The 24,943-nt window shown below is 72.6% G+C and carries 22 protein-coding genes and 1 pseudogene; 6 read left to right on the plus strand and 17 right to left on the minus strand.

Annotation, left to right across the window (positions count from 1 at the left end; translation table 11 throughout):
- Positions 1–10: 10 nt before the first annotated feature.
- The 9 genes and pseudogenes from ACFULQ_RS11070 to infC form a co-directional block, all read right to left on the minus strand.
- Complete coding sequence (locus tag ACFULQ_RS11070; RefSeq protein ID WP_383541241.1) at positions 11–1,351, minus strand: transcriptional regulator; 1,341 nt, start codon at positions 1,349–1,351, stop codon at positions 11–13.
- 203 nt (positions 1,352–1,554) lie between these two features.
- Positions 1,555–2,601: a PP2C family protein-serine/threonine phosphatase gene (locus tag ACFULQ_RS11075; protein WP_383541242.1), complete on the minus strand. Its 1,047-nt coding sequence runs from the start codon at positions 2,599–2,601 to the stop codon at positions 1,555–1,557.
- Positions 2,602–2,840: 239 nt separating this feature from the next.
- Positions 2,841–5,339, minus strand: coding sequence for a phenylalanine--tRNA ligase subunit beta (gene pheT, locus ACFULQ_RS11080; protein WP_383541245.1), 2,499 nt, complete (start codon positions 5,337–5,339; stop codon positions 2,841–2,843).
- Complete coding sequence (pheS, locus tag ACFULQ_RS11085) at positions 5,339–6,460, minus strand: phenylalanine--tRNA ligase subunit alpha (protein ID WP_383541248.1); 1,122 nt, start codon at positions 6,458–6,460, stop codon at positions 5,339–5,341. The genes pheT and pheS overlap by 1 nt, the downstream gene beginning before the upstream one ends.
- A gap of 155 nt (positions 6,461–6,615) precedes the next feature.
- Positions 6,616–7,734, minus strand: a complete 1,119-nt coding sequence (locus tag ACFULQ_RS11090; protein WP_383541250.1) for an ATP-binding protein — start codon at positions 7,732–7,734, stop codon at positions 6,616–6,618.
- Positions 7,735–7,783: 49 nt separating this feature from the next.
- Entirely contained in the window at positions 7,784–8,626 is an 843-nt protein-coding gene (locus ACFULQ_RS11095; protein ID WP_383541253.1) for a TrmH family RNA methyltransferase, read from the minus strand.
- Positions 8,627–8,718: 92 nt separating this feature from the next.
- A complete protein-coding gene (gene rplT / locus ACFULQ_RS11100; RefSeq protein WP_123759612.1) occupies positions 8,719–9,102 on the minus strand; it encodes a 50S ribosomal protein L20 in 384 nt (127 codons plus the stop codon).
- Positions 9,103–9,203: 101 nt separating this feature from the next.
- A complete protein-coding gene (rpmI, locus tag ACFULQ_RS11105; RefSeq protein WP_003977225.1) occupies positions 9,204–9,398 on the minus strand; it encodes a 50S ribosomal protein L35 in 195 nt (64 codons plus the stop codon).
- A 110-nt stretch (positions 9,399–9,508) separates the two neighbouring features.
- Positions 9,509–10,199: pseudogene (gene infC, locus ACFULQ_RS11110) on the minus strand (translation initiation factor IF-3).
- A gap of 347 nt (positions 10,200–10,546) precedes the next feature.
- Here infC and ACFULQ_RS11115 point away from each other — a divergent pair.
- Positions 10,547–10,912, plus strand: coding sequence for a DUF1844 domain-containing protein (locus ACFULQ_RS11115; RefSeq protein WP_330268085.1), 366 nt, complete (start codon positions 10,547–10,549; stop codon positions 10,910–10,912).
- A gap of 26 nt (positions 10,913–10,938) precedes the next feature.
- On the opposite strand, the gene ACFULQ_RS11120 is transcribed toward ACFULQ_RS11115, so the two are convergent.
- Positions 10,939–11,670, minus strand: coding sequence for an SseB family protein (locus tag ACFULQ_RS11120; protein ID WP_383541257.1), 732 nt, complete (start codon positions 11,668–11,670; stop codon positions 10,939–10,941).
- Between the two features lie 150 nt (positions 11,671–11,820).
- Between ACFULQ_RS11120 and ACFULQ_RS11125 the strand changes: the two genes are divergently transcribed.
- Entirely contained in the window at positions 11,821–12,840 is a 1,020-nt protein-coding gene (locus ACFULQ_RS11125) for a serine hydrolase (protein ID WP_383541259.1), read from the plus strand.
- 168 nt (positions 12,841–13,008) lie between these two features.
- On the opposite strand, the gene mycP is transcribed toward ACFULQ_RS11125, so the two are convergent.
- Complete coding sequence (gene mycP / locus ACFULQ_RS11130) at positions 13,009–14,184, minus strand: type VII secretion-associated serine protease mycosin (RefSeq protein WP_383541261.1); 1,176 nt, start codon at positions 14,182–14,184, stop codon at positions 13,009–13,011.
- Positions 14,181–14,984: a hypothetical protein gene (locus ACFULQ_RS11135; RefSeq protein WP_383541264.1), complete on the minus strand. Its 804-nt coding sequence runs from the start codon at positions 14,982–14,984 to the stop codon at positions 14,181–14,183. Before ACFULQ_RS11135 ends, mycP begins: the two co-directional genes overlap by 4 nt.
- A 625-nt stretch (positions 14,985–15,609) precedes the next feature.
- On the opposite strand from ACFULQ_RS11135, the gene ACFULQ_RS11140 reads away from it, so the two are divergent.
- A complete protein-coding gene (locus tag ACFULQ_RS11140; protein WP_383541266.1) occupies positions 15,610–15,990 on the plus strand; it encodes a hypothetical protein in 381 nt (126 codons plus the stop codon).
- Positions 15,991–16,726: 736 nt separating this feature from the next.
- On the plus strand, positions 16,727–17,929 hold the full coding sequence (locus ACFULQ_RS11145) for an amino acid deaminase/aldolase (RefSeq protein WP_383541268.1): 1,203 nt from the start codon (positions 16,727–16,729) through the stop codon (positions 17,927–17,929).
- A 1-nt stretch (position 17,930) separates the two neighbouring features.
- Here the strand turns inward: ACFULQ_RS11145 and ACFULQ_RS11150 are convergent, their stop codons facing one another.
- The 4 genes from ACFULQ_RS11150 to ACFULQ_RS11165 are packed head-to-tail and all read right to left on the minus strand — an operon-like array spanning position 17,931 to position 22,269.
- Positions 17,931–18,725: a DUF2510 domain-containing protein gene (locus ACFULQ_RS11150; protein WP_383541271.1), complete on the minus strand. Its 795-nt coding sequence runs from the start codon at positions 18,723–18,725 to the stop codon at positions 17,931–17,933.
- Positions 18,726–18,746: 21 nt separating this feature from the next.
- Positions 18,747–19,532 (minus strand): 3-oxoacyl-ACP reductase, encoded by a 786-nt coding sequence (locus tag ACFULQ_RS11155; RefSeq protein WP_383541274.1) that lies wholly within the window; start codon positions 19,530–19,532, stop codon positions 18,747–18,749.
- Complete coding sequence (locus ACFULQ_RS11160) at positions 19,529–20,902, minus strand: aldehyde dehydrogenase family protein (protein WP_383541276.1); 1,374 nt, start codon at positions 20,900–20,902, stop codon at positions 19,529–19,531. Before ACFULQ_RS11160 ends, ACFULQ_RS11155 begins: the two co-directional genes overlap by 4 nt.
- An 8-nt stretch (positions 20,903–20,910) precedes the next feature.
- Positions 20,911–22,269 (minus strand): glutamine synthetase family protein, encoded by a 1,359-nt coding sequence (locus ACFULQ_RS11165; RefSeq protein ID WP_383541279.1) that lies wholly within the window; start codon positions 22,267–22,269, stop codon positions 20,911–20,913.
- Between the two features lie 95 nt (positions 22,270–22,364).
- Here ACFULQ_RS11165 and ACFULQ_RS11170 point away from each other — a divergent pair, with 95 nt between their 5' ends.
- Together ACFULQ_RS11170 and ACFULQ_RS11175 are read left to right on the plus strand one after the other, a co-directional pair.
- Positions 22,365–23,102, plus strand: a complete 738-nt coding sequence (locus tag ACFULQ_RS11170; RefSeq protein WP_383541282.1) for a FadR/GntR family transcriptional regulator — start codon at positions 22,365–22,367, stop codon at positions 23,100–23,102.
- Between the two features lie 177 nt (positions 23,103–23,279).
- The gene (locus tag ACFULQ_RS11175) at positions 23,280–23,972 is read left to right on the plus strand and encodes a gamma-glutamyl-gamma-aminobutyrate hydrolase family protein (RefSeq protein ID WP_383541285.1); all 693 of its coding nucleotides are present in this window, start codon (positions 23,280–23,282) and stop codon (positions 23,970–23,972) included.
- Positions 23,973–23,990: 18 nt separating this feature from the next.
- Here ACFULQ_RS11175 and ACFULQ_RS11180 read toward each other — a convergent pair whose 3' ends face one another.
- Positions 23,991–24,917, minus strand: a complete 927-nt coding sequence (locus tag ACFULQ_RS11180) for a LysR family transcriptional regulator (RefSeq protein ID WP_383541288.1) — start codon at positions 24,915–24,917, stop codon at positions 23,991–23,993.
- Positions 24,918–24,943: the final 26 nt, after the last annotated feature.

Here is a 24,943-nt window from a genome sequence, read left to right on the forward strand (position 1 = left end):
GTGGGCCGCCCTACAGAGGCACGCGCAGTGCGCCGTCGATCAGTTCGGCTGCCTCGGCCGTGCCCGCGCAGCCGCTCCGCACGAGGTGCTCGCGCACCGCTCTGAGTCTGTCGCGCAGGCGCTGGGACTCCATTCCGCGCGCCTGTTCCGCCATCTGCACGGCGGTGGCCACCGCCTTGTCGGCGTTGCCCTGGCGCAGTTCGATCGTGCTGAGCATCGCGAGCCGGTGCACCCGGCCGCGGTCGTGCGCCGGGTTGTCGACGGCGGCCGCGGCGTGCGCGGCGGCGGCCGCGAGTTCGCCGAGGCTGAGGAGCGCCTCCGCCACCTGGACGTTGACGAGGCCGGGTTGGACATAGCCGGTCTCGTCGGGCTCGTATCCGCGCCGGATGCGTTCGGCGGCCTGCTCGGCCCGCCGGATGCAGGACAGCGCGGTCGTGCCGTCGCCGAGGTGGGCGTACGCCTTGGCCTGCATCGCGTAGAGGTCGCAGGCGAGCGCCGGGGTGATGTGCTTGCCGGCGGCCCTGAGCGCGGCCTCGGCGAAGGCGACGGCCTGGCGGTACTCCCGCATGAACAGGGACTGGTTGACGAGGAGCGCGATCACATAGGCGCCGAGTCCGCGGTCGCCGCTGGCCTTGGCGAGCCTGAGGGCCTGGTGGAAGTAGCGCTGGGCGAGGCCGTGCGCGTCGGAGTCGTAGGCGCAGATGCCGGCGACCGCGACCAACCCGCCGGTCGCCCGGTGCAGTTGGCGGCCCGTCTCGTCGGTGTAGCTGCCGCGCAGCAGCGGGGCGGCCTCGGCGTTGAGGAAGCCGACGATCCGGCTCCGGGTCGCCACCCCGCCGGCCTTGCGGTACATCTGCTCGTAGTGGGTGCGGGCCGCGCGCAGCATCTCGAGGTCGGAGCGGGTGACGCGGTGCCGGCCGCCGCGGGAGACGTCGACGTCCTCGGGCGGGTTCTCCCACTCCCACACGGGCATCACGGCGGGTGTGCCGGTGACCGCGGGGGCGCCCAGGATGTGCGGGCGCTGCTGCTCGTCGGAGCGCCACAGGGCGGTGGCCCGCTCGACGAAGCCGGACAGGGAGGTGCCGTGCGGGGCGGACGGTTCGCCGGGCACGCCGAGGCCGATGTCGTCGAGGGTGACGGGGCGCTGGAGCCGGCCGGCGAGCACCTCGCAGATCAGGTCGGGCACCTGGCCGCGCGGGCGCTGGCCCTTCAACCACCGGGCGACGGCGGTGTGTTCGTACCTGAGCGCGAGGCCGCGTGCCCTCCCGGCCTGGTTCACATGTGCGGCTAGCCCCGCGTGCGAGATCCCGGCTTCGTCGAGGATCGCGTCGAGCAGAGTGTTGGGCTGCATGGATGCCCCCCGGGTGCCTCGGTGCCGTCAGGTTAGTGGGTCCGCCTTCACACGGGGTGTGATCGGAGTACTCGAATCCGCAGGGTGTGCGCGCTGTTGCGGAGAGTGTCCGGCCGGTTGACTGAAATGCCTCGCAAGAGGCCTCGGCCGGGCCGCCGGCTCCCCCTCGTACAGTGCGGTGGCCTGGCCGGCGGCTGAACCGGTCAGAGGTGCGTTGTCGGCTGCGGGTGGATCGTGGCTGGTCGCGCAGTTCCCCGCGCCCCTTGAGTGGGATGCGGTTGACCCTCGTTCCTCAGGACGAGTAAGGCCACGTCGTCCTTCGGTGTGCCGGACGTGTGGTCCAGCAGTGCTGTGAAGACCCTGCCCAGTACGGCTTGAGGGGGCCTTCCCGCGGAGCCACCGAGCGCTTCACGCAAGGAGAAGAACCGGCCGCCGGTGTCCCTGGCGTCCTCCGCGCCGTCGGTGTGCAGGACCAGGGTCTCGCCCGGCAACAGGTGGCCGCAGTGCAGCCCCGATAAGTCGGTCGGCAGCGGGAACGGGCCGAGCGGCGGCAGGGGGTCCGCACAGGAGAAGGGCTCGACGACCGGGCCGCTCAGCAGATACGGCCACGGGTGACCGCAGTTGAGGGCGCGCAGTTCTCCGTCGCCGCTGATCTCCATGAGCAGCACGGTGACGAAGTCCTCCGTGACCGTGCCGTCGCGCTCCGCGCGGTCGCGGAGGTGGCGGGCGAGGGCGCGGTCCAGTCTGCGGAGCACTCCCCCGAGTTCGGGTTCGTCGTGGACGGCCTCGCGGAAGCTGCCGAGGACCGCGGCCGCCGTACCGATGGCGGCGAGGCCGTGGCCGCGGACGTCGCCCATGACGACCCTCACACCGTGTTCCGTGGCGACCGCCTCGTACAGGTCGCCGCCGATGGTGGCGCCCCGGTCGGCGGACAGTTGGGCGGCGGCGACGGACAGACCGTCGATGCGCGGGGGCAGCGGCCGCAGCAGCACGCTCTGGGCGGCGCCCGCGACCTGGCGGGCCTGCCGCAGTTCGCGCAGCAGGGCGCGCCGGACATGGATGATCAGACCGGTGCCGACGGCGAAGAACACGGCACTGGTGGCGACCCGCGCCCCGAGGCCGTCCTGCTGGGCCAGCGGACAGGTCAGCTTGTACGTGATCGCGACGGCGCCCCACATGGTGGGCAGCCCCAACGAGAGCACACGGCGCAACACTCCCCGCCGGGGAACCGCAGCCTTGAAGCACATCATGCCGATGGCCCCCCAACTAGGCCCTGCACACGCAATCGGACCGACCTCGAAAGGCCGGTCCGATTCTGTCGAGCGCATGGACCAGAAGGACCAGATCACCGGAAGAACTCACCCTATCGAGTGAGGTGACCAGATATGGGGGTGCCGGGGCGCAGCCCCGCACCCCCAGGGGCGCGGGGAACCGCGCGACCAGCCACGACGCAGCCGCAGCCGCCAGACTCCCGCAGCCCCCACGGCGCCTAGGCCCTCAGAACAGCCCCAGTCCGCTCCCCCGCAAGCGCAACCGCCGCATCCCGAGCCGCAGAAGCCTCATCCACGGTCAGAGTCCGATCACCGGCCCGGAACCGCAGCGCATACGCCAGCGACTTCTTCCCGTCCCCCAGCTGCTCCTCGTTCTCGTACACGTCGAACAGCCGGATCCCCTCAAGGAGTTCTCCCGCCCCCTCACGCAGCGCGGCCTCGACCTCGGCGTGCGGCACGAACTTGTCCACGACCAGCGCGACATCCTGCGTGGCCACCGGGAACGTGGAGATGCTCGGCGCCTGCGGGGTGTCGTCGCCGACCGCCTCCAGGACGTCCAGGTCCAGCTCCATCGCCGAGGTGCGCGCGGGCAGCCCGAACGCCTTCACGACCCGCGGGTGCAGTTCACCGGCGTGACCGACGACGGTGTCGCCGACCAGGAGCTCGGCGCACCGGCCCGGGTGCCACGGCCCGTACTGCCCGCCGCGGACGACCAGTTCGGCTCCGGCCTCACCGGCGACGACCCGCGCCGCCTCGACCGCGTCGGCCCAGTCGGCCGGACGGCCCTTGCCCCACCAGCCGGCCTGCTCCCGCGCCCCGGCGAGGACCACGGCCACGTGCCGGGGCTGCTCGGGCAGCGCGGCGTCCAGCTCGGCGATCTCGTCGTCGGTCGGGCGCCGGTCCACCGGCAGCACCGCGGCGACCCGCTGCTCCTCGCGGGGCAGGAAGACCAGCCCCGTCTCGAACAGCGCCAGATCGTGCGTGCCCCGCCCGTCGTTGCGCCGCAGCGCCCCGAACAGGCCCGGCAGCAGAGACGTACGGAGCGCGGGCTCCTCGTCGTTCAGCGGGTTGGTGAGCTTCACGACCCGGCGCTTCGGGTCGTCCGCGTCCAGCAGCAGCTGGTCGAAGACCTGCTGGCCGACGAAGGGGTAGTTCGGCGCCTCGACGTACCCGGCACCGGCCAGCACCCGGCCCACCCGGCGGTGCAGCCGCTGGCGCCGGGTCAGGCCGCGCCCCGCGGGGGGCCTCGGCAGGGTGGAGGGCAGGTTCTCGTAGCCCTCCAGTCGGATGACCTCTTCGGCCAGGTCGTTGATCTCCTGGAGGTCGGGACGCCAGGACGGCACGGTGACGATCAGCTCGTCCTGCCCGTACACGTCGCAGCCGACCTCCTGGAGACGCCGTACGACGGTCTCGCGGCCGTAGGAGACGCCCGCGACCTTGTCGGGGTGGTCCGCCGGCATGCTGATGGTGTGCGGGGCCGACGGGGTGACGACCTCGGTGACACCGGCCTCGGCGGTGCCGCCCGCGAGGAGGACCAGCAGGTCGACCGTGCGCTGTGCGGCGGCCGCGGCGGCCGCCGGGTCGACACCGCGCTCGAAGCGCCGGGACGCCTCGGAGGACAGCTTGTGGCGACGGGCCGTACGCGCGATGGAGACCGCGTCGAAGTGCGCGGCCTCGATGACGACGTCGGTCGTGCCTTCGGCCTCGGAGTGGTCGGCGATCTCGGTGTTCGCGCCACCCATGACACCCGCGAGGCCGATCGGGCCGCGCTCGTCGGTGATGACCAGGTCTTCGGCGTGCAGCTTCCGCTCGACGCCGTCGAGGGTCTTGATCTGCTCGCCCTCGGCCGCCCGGCGGACGCCGATGGTGCCCTGGACCAGGGAGCGGTCGTAGGCGTGCAGCGGCTGGCCGAGCTCCATCATCACGTAGTTGGTGACGTCGACGGCGAGCGAGATCGGGCGCATGCCGACCTTCTGGAGCCGGCGCTGGAGCCAGATCGGCGAGCGCGCCTCCGGGCTCAGACCGGTGACGGTGCGCGCGGTGAAGCGGTCGCAGCCGAGCGGGTCGGAGACCTCGACCGGGTAGCCGTAGGCGTTCGGACCCGGCACGTCGAGCAGCGCGGGGTCGCTCAGCGGCAGGCCGTAGGCGATGGCGGCCTCGCGGGCCACGCCCCGGATGGACAGGCAGTCGCCGCGGTTGGCGGTGACGGCGATGTCCAGGACCTCGTCGACCAGCTCCAGGAGCTCGATGGCGTCCTTGCCGACCTCGGTCTCCGGCGGCAGCACGATGATGCCGTGCGTGCCGTCGTCGCCCATGCCCAGCTCGTCGCTGGAGCAGATCATGCCGTGCGAGGTCCTGCCGTACGTCTTGCGCGCGGAGATCGAGAAGCCGCCGGGCAGCGTGGCGCCCGGGAGCACGACCACGACCTTGTCGCCGACGGAGAAGTTCCGGGCGCCGCAGACGATCTCCTGCGGCTCACCGGTGCCGTTGGCCTGGCCGACGTCGACCGTGCAGAAGCGGATCGGCTTCTTGAAGCCCTCCAGCTCCTCGATGGTCAGCACCTGGCCGACGACCAGGGGGCCCTTGAGGTCGGCGCCGAGGTGTTCGACGGTCTCGACCTCGAGCCCTGCGGAAACGAGCTTGGCCTGGACGTCACGGCCGGTTTCGGTCGCCGGCAGGTCGACGTACTCCCGCAGCCAAGAAAGCGGGACCCGCATCAGATCTCCATCCCGAACGGCCGGGTGAACCGGACGTCACCCTCGACCATGTCTCGCATGTCCTCGACGTTGTGGCGGAACATCAGCATCCGCTCGATGCCGAACCCGAAGGCGAAGCCGCTGTACTTCTCCGGGTCCACCCCGCAGGCGGTGAGCACCTTGGGGTTGACCATCCCGCAGCCGCCCAGCTCGATCCAGCCCTCGGAGGAGCAGGTACGGCAGGGGCGGTCGGGGTTGCCGACGGACTCGCCGCGGCAGACGTAGCACACCATGTCCATCTCGGCGGACGGCTCGGTGAAGGGGAAGAAGTTCGGCCGCAGCCGGGTCTTCATGCCCTCGCCGAACAGCGCCTGGACCATGTGGTCCAGGGTGCCCTTGAGGTCGGCCATGGTCAGGCCCTCGTCGACGGCCAGCAGCTCGACCTGGCGGAAGACCGGGGTGTGGGTGGCGTCCAGCTCGTCGGTGCGGTAGACGACACCGGGACAGATCACGTAGACCGGCAGCTCGCGCTGGAGCAGGGAGCGGATCTGCACGGGCGAGGTGTGGGTGCGCAGCACGACACCGGAGTCGGCGGTGCCGTCGGGACCCTGGACGAAGAAGGTGTCCTGCTCGCCGCGGGCCGGGTGGTCCGGGCCGATGTTGAGGGCGTCGAAGTTGAACCACTCGGCCTCGGCCTGCGGGCCCTCGGCGACCTCGTAGCCCATGGCCACGAAGACGTCCTCGATGCGCTCGGAGAGCGTGGTGAGGGGGTGGCGGGCGCCGGCCGGTACACGGTCGTAGGGCAGTGTGACGTCCACCGCCTCCTCGACCAGTACGCGCTGGTCCCGCTCGGCCTCCAGCTCGGCCTGACGGCCGGCGAGGGCCTTGTTCACCGCGCCCCGGGCCTGGCCGACGAGCTTGCCGGCGGCGGCCTTGGCGTGCGGGGGCAGGGCGCCGATCTCGCGGTTGGCGAGGGCCAGCGGGGAGGTTCCGCCGGTGTGGGCGACCTTGGCCTCCTGGAGCGCGTCGAGCGAGTCCGCGGCGGCGAAGGCGGCGAGCGCCTCGTCCCGCATGCGCTCGATCTCTTCCGGTTTCAAGGCCTCGACCTCTACAGGGTCGTACGACTTATTCGGTGCCGACATCTCTTCCCGTGCTTCCGGTTGGCTGGCTGAAGGTCCCCGTCACCGACTCGCGCCGTCTCTTTCCGAGGGGCCGTCCATGGGACACAAAGGTGCCAAAGGCCGAGTCTAACGGGGTGGAGGTATACGAATGCGCCCGCGGGCGGCTCGGGCGGATCTCAGCTGAGATAGGCCGGAGCGCTCACGGGCAACGTAAATCGGAACTCGGCGCCGCCCTCGGCGGCGCGGCCGACCGTGATGGTGCCGCCGTGGGCCTCGACGATGCCCTTGACGATGTACAGCCCGAGTCCGGTGCCACCGCGCTTGCTGCCCCGCCAGAAGCGGGTGAAGACGCGGTTCATGGACTCCTCCGGGATGCCGGGGCCCTCGTCGCTCACCGTGACCGACGTGCCGGTGTCCTCGCCCTCGCGGGGGGACGCCGTGGGCGTGATGTCAATCGTGACGGTTCCCTCGCCGTGCCGCACGGCATTTTCCAGCAGGTTGCTGAGCACCTGGTCGATCTTGTCCGGATCGGCCCACAGCGCGGGCAGCGGCTGCTCCAGGCGCAGCAGGAACCGGTCGGCGGCGAGGCCCGCGGCCACGTAGGCCTGGATGTGCCGTCCGACGGCGGCGCCGATGTCGACGGGCTGGCGTCTGACCTCGAGGCGCCCGGAGTCGATGCGGGAGATGTCGAGAAGCTCGGCGATGAGCCGGGTGACCCGGTCGGCGTCCGCGTCGACGGTCTCCAGCATCAGCCGCTTCTGGTCGTCGGTGAACCTCTCCCACTTGGCGAGGAGGGTCGCGGTGAAGCCCTTGACGGAGGTGAGCGGGGAGCGCAGCTCATGGGCCACGGTGGCGATCAGCTCGGCGTGGCTGCGCTCGGTACGGCGGCGGGCCTCGGTGTCCCGGAGGGTGACGACGACCCGGTGGACGGGTCCGGTGGGCTCGGTGCGCACGTACTGCGCGCAGACCAGGACCTCACGGCCGCCCGGGAGCAGCAGGTTCCGCTCGGGCTGCCCCCTGCGGATGGCGAGGCCGCCGTACGGATCGGTCAGCTGCCACCAGCGCCGCCCCTCCAGGTCCTCTAAAGGGAGGGCCTTCTCCAGCCGCTGTCCGAGGGCGTCCTCGGCGGGGAGGGCGGTGATGCGGGCCGCGGCGCCGTTGAAGCAGATCACCCGGCCCTGCTCGTCCGCGACCACGAGGCCGTCGGGCAGCTGGTCGGGGTCGATGCCGAGCCCGCCGGGGCCACCGGCACAGGCCTCGGACACGTCTGTCGCGTTCCTCGTGCCGACACTCATCCCCGCACCCCACCTCTCAGGCGTCTGAGGGGCCCCCGAGCTGGTCACCCTACTGGTTCTCGATGACGGAGCGGCACCCTCCCACGGCGCGCTGTGCACGGGCTGACGCATAGAGACATACGGCGGCCGCGGTGGCGAGGTTCAGGCTTTCGGCCTTCCCGTGGATCGGGACGCGCACCACGGCGTCCGCGAGTGCGCGGGTCTCCTCCGGGAGCCCCCAGGCCTCGTTGCCGAACACCCAGGCGGTCGGCCCGCCCATGGTGCCCCGGTCGAGCTCGTCGTCGAGGTCGTCGGTCCCGGCCCCGTCGGCGGCGAGGACGCGCACCCCGGCCTTCCTGAGTCCCTCGACGGCCTCTTCCACGGGCACGCCGACGGCGACCGGCAGATGGAAGAGGGAGCCCACGGAGGCGCGTACGGCCTTGGGGTTGTAGAGGTCGACGGAGGCGTCGGTCAGCACGACGGCCTCGGCACCGGCGGCGTCGGCGCAGCGCAGGACGGTGCCGGCGTTGCCGGGGTCGCGTACGTTCGCGAGCACGGCGACGAGTTTGGGGCGGGCGGCGAGGATCTCCTCGAAGGGCGTGTCCAGGAACCGGCAGACGCCGACGAGCCCCTGCGGGGTCACGGTCGTCGAGATGTCGGCGATGACGTCCTCGGAGGCGAGGTGCACCCGGGCCCCGACGGACCGGGCGTCGCCGATGATGTCGGCGTACCGCTCGGCCGCCTCCACGGTGGCGAACAGTTCCACCAGCCCGTGCCCCGCGGCCTCCCGCACGGCCTGCGGCCCCTCGGCCAGGAACAGCCGCTCCTTGCCCCGGAAGTTCCGCCTGGCGAGCCGCCGGGCGGCCGCGACACGGGCGGAACGGGGGGAGATCAGCTCGGGGGCAGCACTCATCGGACTCACTTTCACCATCTGTTCAACGCAACGGACCCGCAGGCAATAGCCCGCGGGTCCGTCTGTCACCTCGGCCTAGGCCCAGCGTGGCGTCAGGCCGCCTTGGGGGCGTTGACGTCGGCCGGGAGGGCCTTCTGCGCCACCTCGACCAGCGCGGCGAACGCGGTCGAGTCGTTGACGGCCAGCTCGGCCAGGATCTTGCGGTCGACCTCGATGTTCGCGGCCTTCAGACCCTGGATGAAGCGGTTGTAGGTGATGCCGTTGGCGCGGGCAGCGGCGTTGATGCGCTGGATCCACAGCTGGCGGAAGTCACCCTTGCGCTTCTTGCGGTCGTTGTAGTTGTAGACCAGCGAGTGGGTGACCTGCTCCTTGGCCTTGCGGTACAGGCGCGAACGCTGACCGCGGTAGCCGGAGGCCGCCTCGAGGATCGCCCGGCGCTTCTTGTGGGCGTTGACTGCCCGCTTGACGCGTGCCACTTGTTAACTCCTTGTAGCGGGGCCGTGGTTGGACTCACACGGCCCGGAAACGATTGGGTCCCGGTCTCGACGTACGGCGCTCACGAGGGGCGCCGGGTACGTCACTTGCCGAGAAGCTTCTTGATCTTCGCGGCGTCGCCCGGGGCCATCTCGGCGTTGCCGGTGAGGCGACGCGTCACACGGGACGACTTGTGCTCGAGCAGGTGGCGCTTGCCGGCGCGCTCACGGAGCACCTTGCCGGAGCCGGTGATCTTGAAGCGCTTGCTGGCACCGCTGTGCGACTTGTTCTTCGGCATAGCGCCGTTCTCTCCTCGTCGGTGGCGTTCCGGTGCCCGGTCGTGAAACCGGGCACGGTGGAACGTCGTGTTGTTTCGGTTACGTCGTCGGGGACTCGCGTCCCTTCGGATCACGCCTCGGCGGATGCCTCGGCAGGAGCCTCGACGTCGGCCGCGACCTCGTCGTGGTCGGACTCCGCGGCGTTCTGCGACTTGCCGGGGTTGGCCTTCGCGTCTGCCTTGCGGGCTTCCTGCGCCTGGCGGGCCTCGGCCATCGCCTCGGTCTTCTTCTTGTGCGGACCGAGAACCATGATCATGTTCCGGCCGTCCTGCTTCGGGTTCGACTCGACGAAACCGAGGTCCTGGACGTCCTCCGCGAGACGCTGCAGCAGTCGGTAGCCGAGTTCCGGCCGGGACTGCTCGCGACCACGGAACATGATCGTGATCTTGACCTTGTCGCCCTGCTTGAGGAACCGGACGACGTGACCCTTCTTGGTGTCATAGTCGTGCGGGTCGATCTTCGGCCGGAGCTTCATCTCCTTGATGACCGTGTGCGCCTGGTTCTTGCGCGCCTCACGGGCCTTCATGGCCGACTCGTACTTGAACTTCCCGTAGTCCATGAGCTTGCACACGGGCGGACGGGCGTTCGCCGCGACCTCGACCAGGTCCAGGTCGTACTCCTGCGCAAGCTCCAGTGCCTTGGCCAGGGGGACGATGCCCACCTGCTCGCCACTGGGACCGACAAGTCGCACCTCGGGAACGCGAATCCGGTCGTTGATGCGGGGCTCGGCGCTGATGGATCCTCCTCGGTTAGCACCACACGGCGGTCTGGCGGACAGCCGCGTTTGTCTCTGTTCGACAGACCTAACCGCGCCGAAGCACAAAAAATGCCCCGGACGATCACAGACGGGGCTCCAAAACACTGCCGGAGCACCGCCGCGATGCCGCGGGGCGCGCTTTCGGGCGACTCCATCGTCCGTACGGAACGATGGTGGCCGCCTGACCGGGGTGACCCGCCTCCCCGGAGGGCGGTCGGGTGGGAGATCGGAGCCTCCACTTGTGGGCCGGTCACACTTACACACAGGTGTGTCCGGCCGGTCGTCACACAAGGTTAGCAGCATCCAGGGGGTGGTGCGAACCGGCCTGCACCGGGCCCTATCGTGTGGGACATGAGTGACACCCCTCCCGCGTCCCCTGACTCCCCCGACTTCGACGAGATGACCCGCGACATCGCGGAGGTCCCCGCCGTCGAGGTGATCGTGACGGTCGCCGTCAACCTGATGAGCGCCGCCGCCGTGAAGCTCGGTCTGACCGAGGAGGGCGACAAGTACAAGGACCTGGACGAGGCCCGCAAGCTGGTGACGGCCCTGGCCGGTCTCCTGGACGCGTCCACGACGGAGATCAGCTCCTTCCACGCGGCCCCGCTGCGGGACGGCCTGAAGTCCCTCCAGCTGGCCTTCCGCGAGGCGTCCCTGGTCCCGGACGAGCCGGGCCAGGGCCCCGGCGAGAAGTACACCGGGCCGATCTACGGCTAGTTCACTCCCGTACGTACACGGCTAGTTCACTCCCGTACGTACAAGGGCTCGCCCGGAGGTGTGGCGTCGGCCGGCAGCAGTGCCAGGTCGAGGCCGCGCACCAGGCGGGCCCGCAGTGTCTCGTCGGCGGCGAGGCGCTCGGCGACGGCCCGCGCGGTCTCAGCCGGCGGGGTCCCGGCGTCCAGTACGAGGGCCAGGGTGCCGTCGGCCTGTCCGGGCCCGAGGTGGGCACGCAGGATGCCGGGCTCGGCGGCCACGGCGTCCCGTACGGCGCCGATCACGGCCGGATCGGCCAGCGGATCGGCGTTCGCCCGGCCCTCGGCCAGCGCGAGCAGCGCGGAACCGGTCAGCTCGAAGGGCACCGGACCGGCCAGATCGAGTACGACGGTGTCCGCCTTCTCGTGCGCGGCGGCCTGGAGCGCCTGGTGCAGGGGTACGGCGACGGGGCGGGCCTCGGGGTCCCAGCGGGCCAGCGAGTCGGTGGACGTGAAGGCGGGCAGCGCGGTCCGGGATCCGGCCTTGAGCGTCGGCACGGCCATGTCGCTGGTCTTCTCGCGGCGCAGGCCGTTCTCGTCCTCCTCGACCTCGCCGAGCACGGCCACCACGGGGACGAGCAGCCTGGCGTCCTTGAGCGCCGCGAGGACGGGGCTGAGGGCGGCGCGGTCCTCGGCCCAGGCCGCGAGCGCCGCGCTCAGCCGGGGGTCGGCGGAGCCGTCGTCGTCGGAGAAGCCGGGGTCGGGAATGTTCTTGTTCGCCACGGTCACCGACCCTATCGGGGGCTTGCGCTTGCGGTTGTGCGGCCCCGGAAACCCGCCCGTGACGACTTTCACCGGTTTCTCAGAATTCGCTGACACAGCTCTAACGTCCGCCTAACGGCCCGCACAGCCGGTGGTCGGAGCATCGGCGCCATGGATCCCTCCAGAGCCGTCAGTCGCCGTGTCCGCGGGTCCCGCAGGCCTTTGCTGTCCCTCGCGCTCGCCTCCGTCGCCGTCGTCGGCGTGACGGCCGGGGGGACGGTCTATGTGAAGGCGCAGGCGCACTCCGGGGGCGGGCCCGTATCGTCGGCCGCGACGCCGTCGGTCTCCCCGTCGTCGGCGACCACGACTCAGGAGGCGGCCGTGGCGGAGCCGGTGGTGGACTTCGACGAGCGGCTCGCGAGCGCCATGAGGTCGGTGAGCGTGACCGGCGCGGCGAAGGTGTCGGTGGCCGTGCTCGACATGGAGTCGGGCGACAGCGCGGTGCACGGCGAGGGCGCCTTCGACACGGCGAGCATCGTGAAGGTCGACATCCTGGCCACGCTGCTGCTCCAGCACCAAAAGGCGGGGACCTCGCTCACCGCGCAGGAGAAGGCGTACGCCACCAGGATGATCGAGAACAGCGACAACGCCTCGGCGTCGGCGCTGTGGGACGCGATCGGGAGGGCGACGGGGCTCGACGCGGCCAACGAGAAGTTCGGGCTCACCGGCACGGAGGGCGGCGACGGGGCGCTGTGGGGGCTCACGCAGACCACGGCGGCCGATCAACTCGCGCTGCTCCAGCAGGTGTTCGGGGACGACTCGGACTCGGAGCTGAGCGCGGCCTCGCGGTCGTATCTCCAGGGGTTGATGGGGCGGATCGAGGCGGATCAGCGGTGGGGGGTCTCCGCCGCGGCCGACGGCTCCGGGTGGGCGCTGAAGAACGGGTGGCTGCCGCGCAGCACGACCGGGCTGTGGGACATCAACAGCGTCGGGCGGGTGACGGTGGACGGGCACGCGTACCTGGTGGCCGTGCTGTCGAAGGGCAACGCGACGCAGGCGAAGGGGATTTCGCTGGTGGAGGCGGCGGCGAGTGCGGCCGTGTCGGTGTTCACGGGCACGGGCACGGATGCGGGGGCATCGACTGCGGCGGTCTCGAGCGGATCCACCTCGACTGCGGCCGTCTCGCACTGATCTACGTCGGCCGGACCGCTGGACTGGTCGCGCCCCCGCCTCGACTGCGGCCGTCTCGCACTGATCTGTGCCCGCTGGTCCGTTGGGCTGGTCGCGCCCGCGCCCGCGCGGCGGATCGGCTGATGCAGCTGCCCCTCGCCCTTGGGGGGCGTGTTGACCGGCCCTGGTTCAGAAGCTCTCGTGGGAGCGGCGGCGGCCGCGCCACAGGACCACCGCGGTGACCAGCAGGGCGACGCCGAAGCCGCCCGCCAGCGGGGCCGCCCAACTGGTCGTGTCGTCCTGTGACGTGGCGGTGTCGGGGCCCGAGCCGAAGTACTTCTCGCCGTAGGCGGCCGGCTCGAGGCCGCCGGGCCGCAGACGGGCCGCCGCCTTGAGCGCGGCCGCGGGGTCGACGAAGCCGAAGCCGCGGGAGTCGTCGCGGCCGCCGGCGGGGGCGTTGCGGGCCGTGTCCTCCAGGAGGCGCTTGATCTGGGCCGGCGTCAGGTCCGGGTGCGCGGCCTTGACCAGGGCGACCGCGCCCGAGACGAACGCGGAGGCGGCGCTGGTCCCCCAGCCCTCGTAGTACTTGTGGTCGGGATCGGCGATAACAACGTCGTCGCCGGGTGCGGCGACCGTGGCGTACCAGCGGCGGGTGGAGAAGGAGGCGCGGGTGCCGAACCGGTCGACGGCCGTGGCGGCGATGACGCCCGGGTAGGCCGCCGGGTAGGAGATGTGGTCGCCCTTCTCGCCGCCGTTGCCGGCCGAGGCGACGACCACGGCGCCCTTCCTGAGGGCGTACTGGACGGCGTCGTCCTCGCCGGCCTCGGGGTGCGCGGAGGCGGAGTCGTCGCCGAGGGAGAGGTTGATGACGTCGGCGCCGTGGTCGGCGGCCCAGCGGATGCCCTCGGCGAGGGCGTTGCCGCGGGTGTTGCGGGCCTTGGCACGGGCCGGGTCGTCGTCCTCCAGGATCACGCGGACCGGGAGGATCTTGGCCTCGGGGGCGATGCCCATGACGCCGTCGCCGCCCCCGACGCCGTGTCCGTGGCCGGCGATGATGCCGGCCATGGCGGTGCCGTGCCGGGCCCAGGACCGCTGTCCGCGGACGGCTCCGAAGCCGATCATGTCCTTGCCGGTGAGGACGTTGCCGACGAGGTCGGGGTGGTCGTTCTCGACGCCGGTGTCGAGGACGGCGACGGTGACGCCGGCGCCCTTGGTGGTCTGCCAGGCCTGCTGGGTGTGCATGGCGTCCAGGGCCCACTGCTTGGCGCGGATGCCGTCGGCGTGCGCGGCGGTGGGCGGGACGAGGGCGACGGAGGCGGCGAGGAGAACGCTCAGGAGGCCTGCTCTGCGGGTGGCGACGCTCATGAGGGCTGCTCCGAGGGCGAGGAGACGGTCTTGCGCAGACCGCGTTCTACGCGGTCGGCCAGTCCCTGGGCCTCGTTGCCGAGTCCGGCCTGGGCGGCGGGGCTGGTGTCGCCCGGCTCCATGGCCTTCTCGGCGGGCTCCGGGGTGTCGACGGTACGGCCGTCCGCCCAGCCGGAGACGGCGTAGGCGACGACCGGGGCGTCGGTGAGGACGGAGATCGTCCAGGAGGCCCGCTGCTGGGCGCCGAAGCCGGCGGCGAGGGTGTTCTTCGCGGCGTACGGCAGGGGCATCAGGTCGGTGCGGGTGTCCAGGCCCTGTTGGGTGAAGCGGGCGTCGAGCTGGCGCATGGCGGGGGCGTCGGCGTCGGTGAACAGGAGGCCGACGGTGGTGACGTAGCTCTGGGTGGCGTCCGTGTAGGTGGCGCGCAGCAGGCGTTCGCAGCCGACGGGGGCGAGGGCCTTGCGCAGCAGGGGGTCGAAGGCGCCGGTGCAGCCGCTGTCCGGGGCGACGGCGATCCGCGTCCACGTACGGTCGGCTCCGCCGGGGCCGGCGCCCTGGCCGTCCACGGTCGGCGGGAACAGCTGGTCCACGGGCACGCTGTGCCAGAGCCGGCCGGCCTGCGCGAAGCGGTCGCTCCCGCCGTCCTCGCCGGATCCTCCGGTCAGCCAACTCCCGGTCACGGCACCGCCGATGAGCCCGAGACCGAGCACGACGCACCCGGCCACGGCGGCGAACCTGGGCGGAATCCGCACCCCCCAGGACCGCTCCTTGTACCCCACCTCGGGCTCCCCGAACGACACAACAGGCCGCCCGCTGCCGGAAGTTCCGGCCTGCGGGGGGAGGGAGGCGCTCCAGGAGAGAGCGGGGTCGGGCGAGAGGGACGCGGTACGTGAGGCCGCCGGGGTGGCGGGGGGTTCGGCGGGGGCCGGAGGCGTGGAGGGCATGGGGGCGGGGCGCGGTGGGGCGGCCGGGGGCGGCGGCACGCGCATGCCACCCGTGGCCGACACGTCCCGCCCGAGGCGAGGTGGAAAGCCGGGACGCCCGGCCCCACCGGAACGCACACCGCTCTGCGGGGCCGCGGGCTCGGCCGACCCGGCGGAACGGCTCGAGTCGGAACCGGCACGGCCGGGGTCGCCCGCGGGACGACCGGGCGCGAAGCCTGTGCGGTTCGCATCGCCCGCGGGGCCGGCGGGAGCGGAACCGGCACGGCCGGGGTCGCCCGCGGGACGGCCAGGCGCGGAGCCGGCACGGTTCGCATCGGCCGTGGGACGGCCGGGGACGGTTCCACCCGGGTCGGCGGCAGATGGGCGGCCCGGCGCGGAGCCTGGGCGGCGGGCGTCGGGCGTCGGCTGTGCGGAGTCGGGGCGGGTCCCGGGCATGGGCGGTATCGCGGGGCCGTCTGAGGTGGTCCGGGATCCGGGGGCCGTGGACGGCGAGCCCGTACGGCCCTCACCGGGCTCCCGGCCGGGCGGTACCGGCCGCATCCGAAACGTCGTCTCGGAGGCGGTCTCGGCGGGGGCACCAGGACGGCGTGGCGGTACGGAGGGTCGAGAACTCGGCCGGGGCGGCACGACACCGGACGCCGACGAACCGGCGCCGGACTCGGGCGGCATCGGGCCGGGATCGGCCGCCGCCCCCGAGCGCGTGGAGCGGGGCTCGGTGCCGGGCGTCGAGCGATCGGCGGCCGGCTGTCCGCCGCCGGTGCCGGGCGCCGGGGGCGCGTCCGGGAAGCGGGCCGAGGCCGGGGGTGGTGGAAGGGGGCTGTCGGAGAACAGTGCTCCCGGCTTCGCCGAGCCGGGGCGGTAGGGGCTCTGGGAGCCGGACACGGGCCGGGCGTCGGTGCCGGTGCCGGCGCCGTTACCGGTCGTCGTCGCGCCCGCGTCCGCGTCGTTCGGCGTGCGTATCGGGGGTCGCCCCGCGGGGTTCGGCACCGAGGCCCGCTCCCCGTTCGGCGAGTCGCCCGCCGGGCCGGCCTCCCGCCGATCCGAACCGCCGGACCCGGAGCCGCCGCTCTCACCGGACCCCTGCCAGTCGAACCCGCCGAACACCGGTCGGCCAGACGTACCCGCGCCGCCCCGTCGACCCCGCTCACCGAAGGCCTGCCATTCCGTGTCATCCGTCACACGGGCACCTGGAGCCACGGATTCCCGCCCCGCCTCCTCGGACGACCGGGACGACTGCGACGGGCCGGACCCGGACTCGCCCGCTCCCACCGTCGGCGGCTGAGCCGGCCGTGGAGGAATCGAGGCGCGGCGTGCGTCCGTACTCATGCACCCCCCGTTTCCTCATGTCCGGGCCGTTCGGTCGTGCGCGCGCCCCACGGCGGTGTCATCGGTGCGGAAGACGGCCGTCCGGGCAGGCATACCCGCACGGGAGGTCCGGCATCCCGGCGCGGCGGCGCCGGGAGGGCGAACAGCCCTGCGTGCGTGCGCGTCACTCTACGGGTTGTCGCGGGCCGATCGGGAACCAGTCCGGCAGGCCGGGGGCATCTGCCCGGAACGTCCCCCTACCCTGCGGTAATCCTGTCTGGCAGGCTTCGTTCATGACTGCGCGCGCCGCCGACCGGGCCCGTTACGACCGGGCCACCGCCCATCTCGAGGCCCCCCTCGCAATCGTGGACCTGGACGCCTTCGACGCCAACGCGGACGATCTCGTCCGCCGGGCGGCGGGCAAACCGATCCGCGTCGCCAGCAAGTCCGTGCGGTGCCGGGCCCTGCTCGAACGGGTCCTGGCGAAGGACGGGTTCGCGGGAATCATGTCCTTCACCCTCGCCGAGTCCCTGTGGCTGGCCCGGAGCGGCTTCGACGACGTCCTGCTCGCCTACCCCTCGGCCGACCGCGCCGGTTACGCCGAACTCGCCGCGGATCCCAAGCTCGCCGCCGCCGTGACGGTGATGGTCGACGACCCGTCGCAGCTCGCCTTCATCGACGAGGCCAGGGCCGGCGGCACCGAAGTCATCCGGGTCTGCCTGGAGTTGGACACCTCGCTGAAGCTCCTCGGCGGCAAGGTCCGGGTCGGCGCCCGGCGTTCACCGCTGCACTCCCCCGCCCAGGTCGCCGACATGGCCCGCGCGGTGGCCCGGCGCCCCGGGTTCAAGGTCGTCGGGATCATGGCCTACGAGGGGCACATCGCCGGTGTCGGGGACGCGGTCGCCGGGCGGCCGTTGCGTTCCCGGGCGGTACGGCTGATGCAGGCCACCGCCCGCAAGGAGCTCTCCGAGCGGCGGGCCGCCGTGGTGCGCGCGGTGCGGGCCGTCGTACCGGATCTGGAGTTCGTCAACGGCGGTGGCACCGGCAGTGTGCAGCACACCGCGGCGGAGGACGCCGTCACGGAGATCGGGGCCGGGTCGGGGCTGTACGTGCCGCGGCTCTTCGACAACTACACGTCCTTCAGCGGCCGTCCGGCGGCCCTGTTCGCCCAGCCCGTGGTGCGCCGGCCGGGCGTGGGCGTGGTGACCGTCCTCGGCGGTGGATACCCGGCCTCGGGCGCGGCCGGACCCGACCGGCTGCCGGTGCCCTATCTGCCGGAGGGCCTGAAGTACGACCCCCAGGAGGGCCCCGGCGAGGTGCAGACCCCGCTGCTCGGCTCCCCCGCCGACGACCTGCTGATCGGCGACAAGGTGTGGTTCCGGCACGCCAAGGCCGGTGAGCTGTGCGAGCGGTTCGAGTTGCTGCGGCTGATCGAGGGGGACGCGGTGACGGCGACCGTCCCGACGTACCGCGGGGAAGGCCACACGTTCCTGTAGGTCAGCGGTCCAGGGACCGGATCCCGCGGGTGATCCGGTCCATGTCGGCGAGCGGCGGGCCGTCCGGGCCCGCGTCGAAGGCGAAGCGGACGACGACGACGGCGGCGCCCGGCGGGTCGTCGTCGCCCCGGGGCCCGAAGGCCAGCGACTGGACGTAGCCTCCCGGGCCCTCGGCGGTCCGCACCCGCCAGCGCACCAGGTACCCGGCGCGTCCGGCGACGGCGACGCGCTCGGACCTGACGACCAGGTGGCTGCGGATGCCGGTGTAGGAACTGCCCGCGGCCTGCGGAATGTCCTTCTCGGCGAGAGCGGCCGGGGACCCCCCGGGGTGCTCGGGCAGGGTGCGTGTGAAGACCCTGCCGCCCTCGGTGGTCATCACCAGGTTGTCCCGGGTGACGTATCTCGCCGGTGCCCAGCCGTCGGGCAACGGCAGGCTGATGCCGTCGAGTTCGTCGACCATGCGGGACGGAGCCGGAGCGGTCGAGCCGGCCGGAGCGGTCGAGGTGGGCGGCGTCCGGGGCGGGGCCGAGATCTCCGGTGCCGTGTCCGCCACCACGTCGTCCCCGTCGCCCCGGGCGAGGGCGAACCCTCCGCTGACGATCGCGGCGACGAGGACGCCCCCGGAGATCGTGAGCGCGATGCCCTTGGCGCGTCCCGAGGCCCGGCCGGCCGGTCGGGGCGGGCCGGGGGCCTCGGGAGCGCGCCGGTGGTCCGTCCAGGCCGTCCCGTCCCACCAGCGCTCCTCCTGCGGAGCGTCGGGGTCCGGGTACCAGCCGGGCGGGAGCGTCCTGCTCATGGGGGCACTGTAGGACGAGACCTAGAGCGGCGTGACGTACGCCCCCGAGATGCCGCCGTCGACGAGGAAGTCGCTGGCGTTGACGAAGGAGGAGTCGTCGCTGGCCAGGAAGGCGACGGCGGCGGCGATCTCCTCGGCCTCGGCGAACCGGCCGACCGGAATGTGCACCAGGCGGCGGGCGGCCCGCTCCGGGTCCTTGGCGAACAGCTCCTGGAGGAGCGGGGTGTTGACCGGGCCGGGGCACAGGGCGTTGACCCGGATGCCCTCCCGCGCGAACTGCACGCCCAGTTCCCGGGACATGGCCAGCACCCCGCCCTTGGAGGCGGTGTAGGAGATCTGGGAGGTGGCCGCGCCCATCCGCGCCACGAAGGACGCCGTGTTGATGATGGAGCCCTTGCCCTGCTGCCGCATGTAGGGGATCGCGGCCTTGCAGCACAGGTAGACGGAGGTCAGGTTGACCTCCTGGACCCGCTTCCAGGCCTCCAGGCCGGTCTCCAGGATCGAGTCGTCGTCGGGCGGGGAGATGCCCGCGTTGTTGAAGGCCACGTCGACACTGCCGTAGGTGTCGTAGGCCGTCCTGAACAGCGCCTCGACCTGCTCCTGGTCGGTGACGTCGACCTTGACGAAGAGCCCGCCGACCTCCTCGGCGGCGGCCTTGCCGCGGGTCTCGTCCACGTCGGCGCAGACCACGTGCGCGCCCTCGGAGGCGAGCCTGCGGGCGGTGGCGAGGCCGATGCCGCTGCCGGCTCCGGTGATGACGGCCGTACGGCCGACCAGGCGACGGCAGATGTTTTCCTGGGCAGTCACTGTGCGGGGCCCTCCGTGCTGATGAAGACGTTCTTGGTTTCGGTGAAGGCGGTCAGGGCGTCCGGGCCGAGCTCGCGGCCGAGTCCGGACTGCTTGTAGCCGCCGAAGGGGGTCCAGTAGCGGACGCTGGAATGGGAGTTGACGGACAGGTTGCCGGCCCGGACGGCCTGGGAGACGCGCAGGGCCCGGCCGACGTCGCGGGTCCAGATGGAGCCGGAGAGGCCGTAGGGGGTGCCGTTGGCGAGGCGGATCGCGTCCTGCTCGTCGGTGAAGGGCAGCAGGACGGCGACGGGGCCGAAGATCTCCTCGCAGGCGGCGGCCGAGTCGGGGCTCTCCCCGGTGAGGACGGTGGGCGGGAACCAGAAGCCCGGGCCCTCGGGTGCGCTGCCGCGCAGGGCCGGGGCGCCGTCCGGTACGAAGCCGCGGACCCGGTCGAGCTGCTGCCGGGAGATCAGCGGGCCCATCTGGGTCTTCTCGTCGGCCGGGTCGCCCACCACCACGGCGGACAGCGCCTCGGCGAGAAGCTCGCGGACCTCGTCGTGGACGGACTCCTGGACCAGGATCCGGGTGCGGGCGCAGCAGTCCTGGCCGGAGTTGTCGAGGAAGGAGAAGGGGTCGACGGCGGTCTTGAGGTCGGCGTCGGCGAAGACGATGTTGGGGCTCTTGCCGCCGAGTTCGAGGGTGACGGGCTTGACCTGCTCGGCACCGAGAGCCGCGACGCGCGTCCCGGTGCGGGTGGAGCCGGTGAAGACGATCTTGGCGACTCCGGGGTGCCGGACCAGGGCGTCGCCGGTGATGTCGCCGCGTCCGGGCAGGACCTGGAAGAGGTGCTCCGGGAGCCCTGCCTCCAGGGCGAGTTCGGCCAGGCGCAGCGCGGTGAGCGGGGTGGTCTCGGCGGGCTTGAGGATGACGGCGTTGCCGGCCGCGAGGGCGGGGGCGGTGCCCCAGGCGGCGATCGGCAGGGGGAAGTTCCAGGGCGCGATCACGCCGACGACGCCGAGCGGTTCGAGGATGGTGACGTTCAGGCCGCCGGGCACCGGGATCTGCCGGCCGGTGAGCCGCTCCACTCCCCCGGCCGCGTAGTCCAGCAGGTCACGGACGTTGCCGGCCTCCCAGCGGGCGTTGCCGATGAGGTGGCCGGCCTCCCGGACCTCCAGGCGGGCCAGCTCCTCCAGGTGGTCGTCGACCGTGGCCGCGAAGCGGCGCAGCAGCCGGGCGCGGTCCGCGGGGGCCAGGGCGGCCCAGGTCCGCTGCGCCCTGGCGGCCCGGGTGACGGCGGTGTCGACGTCGGCCGGACCCGCCCCGGCGACGGCGGCGACGACCTCCTCGGTCGCGGGGTTCAGCACGTCCAGAAGGTGCTCGGAAGACAAGAAGGACCTCACAGGCGTTCGAAGGAGCGGCGCAGCTCCCAGTCGGTCACGGCCGCGTCGAAGGCCTCCAGCTCGACGCGGGCCATGTTGCGGTAGTGCGCGACGACCTCGTCGCCGAAGGCGGCCTGGGCGATCGGGCTGTTCTCCCACAGCTCGGCGGCCTCGCGCAGGGTGGTCGGGACGTGGGCGTACTCGCCGGTGTAGGCGTTGCCGGTGCAGACCTCGGGCAGCTCCAGCTTCTGCTCGATGCCGTACAGGCCGGCCGCGACGAGCCCGGCGACCGCGAGGTGCGGGTTGACGTCCCCGCCGGGCAGCCGGTTCTCGAAGCGCATCGAGCGGCCGTGGCCGACGACCCGCAGCGCGCAGGTGCGGTTGTCGTGGCCCCAGGCGACGGCCGTGGGGGCGAAGGAGCCCGGCTGGAACCGCTTGTAGGAGTTGATGTTGGGGGCGTAGAGCAGCGAGAAGTCCCGCAGGGCCGCGAGCTGTCCGGCGAGGAAGTACCGCATCACGTCGGACATGCCGTCCGGGCCCGCCATCGCGTTGTTGCCGGCCGCGTCGGCGAGCGAGAGGTGGATGTGGCAGGAGTTGCCCTCGCGCTCGTTGTACTTGGCCATGAAGGTCAGCGAGACGCCCTCCTGGGCGGCGATCTCCTTGGCGCCGGTCTTGTAGATCGCGTGCTGGTCGCAGGTGGTCAGGGCCTCGTCGTAGCGGAAGGCGATCTCGTGCTGGCCGGGGTTGCACTCGCCCTTGGCGGACTCCACGGTGAGCCCGGCGGCGGCCATCTCGTTGCGGATCCGGCGCAGCAGTGGCTCGATGCGGCCGGTGCCGAGCACCGAGTAGTCGATGTTGTACTGGTTCGCCGGGGTGAGGCCCCGGTAGTTGGCGTCCCAGGCCTGCTCGTAGGTGTCCTTGAAGACGATGAACTCCAGCTCGGTGCCGACCTGGGCGGTGAAGCCGTGCTCGGCGAGCCGCTCCAGCTGGCGGCGCAGGATCTGCCGGGGCGCGGCGACGACCGGCGAGCCGTCCTCCCAGGCGAGGTCGGCGATCAGCATGGCCGTACCGGCGTTCCACGGGACGCGGCGCAGGGTGCGCAGGTCGGGGTGCATGGCGAAGTCGCCGTAGCCGCGGTCCCAGGAGGACATCGCGTAGCCGTCCACGGTGTTCATCTCGGTGTCGACGGCCAGCAGGTAGTTGCAGCCCTCTGTGCCGTGGTGGAGTACCTCGTCGAGGAAGAAGCGGGCGGCGAACCGCTTGCCCTGGAGCCGGCCCTGCATGTCCGGGAAGGCCAGGACGACGGTGTCGATCTCGCCGCTCGCGACGAGGGCGTGCAGCTCCTCGACGCTCAGCGGGGGTGTGCGGTCTGCCACGGGAGAGCTCCTTCGGCGCTTGCGCGTTTCTTCGACCGGGCCGGGAGCCCTAAGGTATTGCTGAGAACCATTGCTTGGGAAGGGGGCACGGCCATATGTCGGTGGACGCTGACGGCGGGCCGGACGACCGGTTGAACCCGGTGCTGCGTCCGGTCAGGGCGGGCAACGGCTTCGAGGAGGCGCTGGAGCAGATCCTCCAGGTCGTGCGGCTCGGGCTGGTGCCGGGGGGCGAGCGGCTGCCGGCCGAGCGGGAACTCGCGGAGCGGCTCGGGATCAGCCGGGTGACGCTGCGCGAGGTCCTGAAGGTGCTCCAGGACCAGGGCCTGGTGGAGTCGCGGCGCGGGCGGTACGGCGGCACCTTCGTGCTGCCCCGCACACCGGACGCGGGCGGCGAGGAGGAACTGCGGCGCCGGATAGCCGAGTCGGACATCGAGGACGTGCTGCGCTTCCGGGAGGTGCTGGAGGTGGGTGCGGCGGGGCTCTGCGCGACGCACGGACTCACCGACGAGCAGGCGCGCCGGCTGCGGGAGGCGCTGGCGGCCACGCAGGAGGCCCCGCTGACCGACTACCGCCGCCTGGACACGCTGCTGCACCTGACCCTGGCGGAGCTGTGCGGCTCACCGACGCTCACCGCCCAGTACGCGGCGGTACGCGCCTCGGTGAACGACCTCCTGGACTGCATCCCGCTCCTGGTCCGCAACCTGGAGCACTCCCAGCGCCAGCACGCGGCACTGGTGGAGGCGGTCCTGGACGGCGACGCCGACGGGGCACGGGAGATGATGCGGGAGCACTGCTCGGGCACGGCGGCCCTGCTGCGGGGCTTTTTGGCGTGACCTTGCGGCGGCACCTGCGGGGCTGCCCGGCATGCCCTCGCCGCGGCACCCCGGGGGGGGGATTCCTGGCGCGGCCTCGCCTGAGCACCCTGCGGGGATTCCCGGCGTGACCTTGCTTCCGGCCACCCCAAGGCACAAAGGTATGCCTGTGGGCCATTGCAAGGCTGGGAGGACCGAGTGACGACCGTACGACCGCTGATCGGCGTCAGCACCTATCTGGAGGCCGGGACGCGCTGGGGTCTGTGGGAACTGGAGGCGGCGCTGCTGCCGGCCGGGTATCCGCGGCTCGTCCAGCGTGCGGGCGGCCTGGCCGCGATGCTCCCGCCGGACGCCCCCGAGCACGCGGCGGCGACGGTGGCCCGCCTGGACGGTCTGGTCATCGCGGGCGGCCCGGACGTGGAGCCGCTCCACTACGGCGCCACCCCGGACCCCCGCACGGGACCCCCCGCCCGCGCCCGGGACGCCTGGGAACTGGCCCTGATCAAGGCGGCGTTGGCGGCCCAGGTCCCGCTGCTGGGCATCTGCCGGGGCATGCAGCTCCTGAACGTCGCCCTCGGCGGCACCCTCACCCAGCACATCGACGGCCATGCCGAGGTGCCGGGCGTCTTCGGCCGGCACACCGTCAAGCCCGTACCGGACACGCTGTACGGCGGCATCGCCCCGGAGGAGACCGCCGTACCCACGTTCCACCACCAGGCGGTGGACCGCCTGGGACAGGACCTGCTGGTGTCGGCCCACGCGGCGGACGGCACGGTGGAGGCCGTCGAACTCCCCGGCCCGTCCTGGGTGTTGGGGGTGCAGTGGCATCCGGAGATGGGCGAGGACCTGCGGGTGATGCGGGCCCTGGTGGAGGCCGCCGCCCGGTCCTAGGCGTGCGTCGGCGGCAGCCTAGGCCCGCGTCAGCGACAGCAGGTCCCTCGCCGGGCCCACCGGGCGGTGACCCGTGGGCCAGACGGCCCGCAGGTCCCGGGCCAGCGAGACGCCCGCCACGGGGACCGCGACCAGCCGCCGCATCGCGAGTTCCTCGCCCACGGCGAGTTCGCTGAGCACCGCAGGCCCCGCCCCGCTCACCGCCGCCGCCTTCACCGCGGTGGTGGACGAGAGTTCGATGAGCGGGCGGGCCAGGCCGCCCAGGGCCGCGTCCAGGACCTGGCGGGTGCCGGAGCCCTTCTCGCGGAGGATCAGCGGGGTCGCGGCCAGCTCACCGGCCTCCAGCGGGCGCCGGCGGCGGGCCCACGCATGTGCCGGGGCCGTCACCACGATCAGGTGGTCGTGGGCTATCACCACCGAGTCCAGGCCGGAAGGCACCGTCAGGCCCTCCACGAAGCCGAGGTCCGCCTCGTCCGACAGCAACCGCTCCGCCACCGTCGCCGAGTTCCCGGCGTGCAGCGACACCGCCGTGTCCGGACGCCCGGCGCGCAGCGCGAGGAGCCAGCCCGGCAGCAGGTACTCCGCGATCGTCATGCTCGCCGCCACCCGCAGCCGGGAGTCCCGCCGCACCCGCAGCGCCTGCGCCCCCGCGTCGAAGGCCTCCGCCGCCTCCACGATCCGCCGCGCCCAGTCCGTCACCAGCGCCCCGGCGTCCGTGAGCCGGGAGCCCCGGGGCGACCGGTCGACCAGGGCCACCCCCAACTGCCGTTCCATGGAGCGGATCCGGCTGCTCGCCGCCGGCTGCGTGATGCCCAGCTCCCGCGCCGCCCCGCCGAGACTCCCCAGCCGCGCCACGGCCAACAGCAGCTCCAGCGCGCCGAGATCAGGCACCCGGTGCGCCAGCATCCCGCCCACCTCCAGCCTCAGCCCCTCGTCACCGCTCATAAAGACAGCTTATGCCCTCATAGAGC

It is taken from the genome of Streptomyces sp. NPDC057253 (assembly GCF_042669125.1).
Lineage (GTDB): Bacteria > Actinomycetota > Actinomycetes > Streptomycetales > Streptomycetaceae > Streptomyces.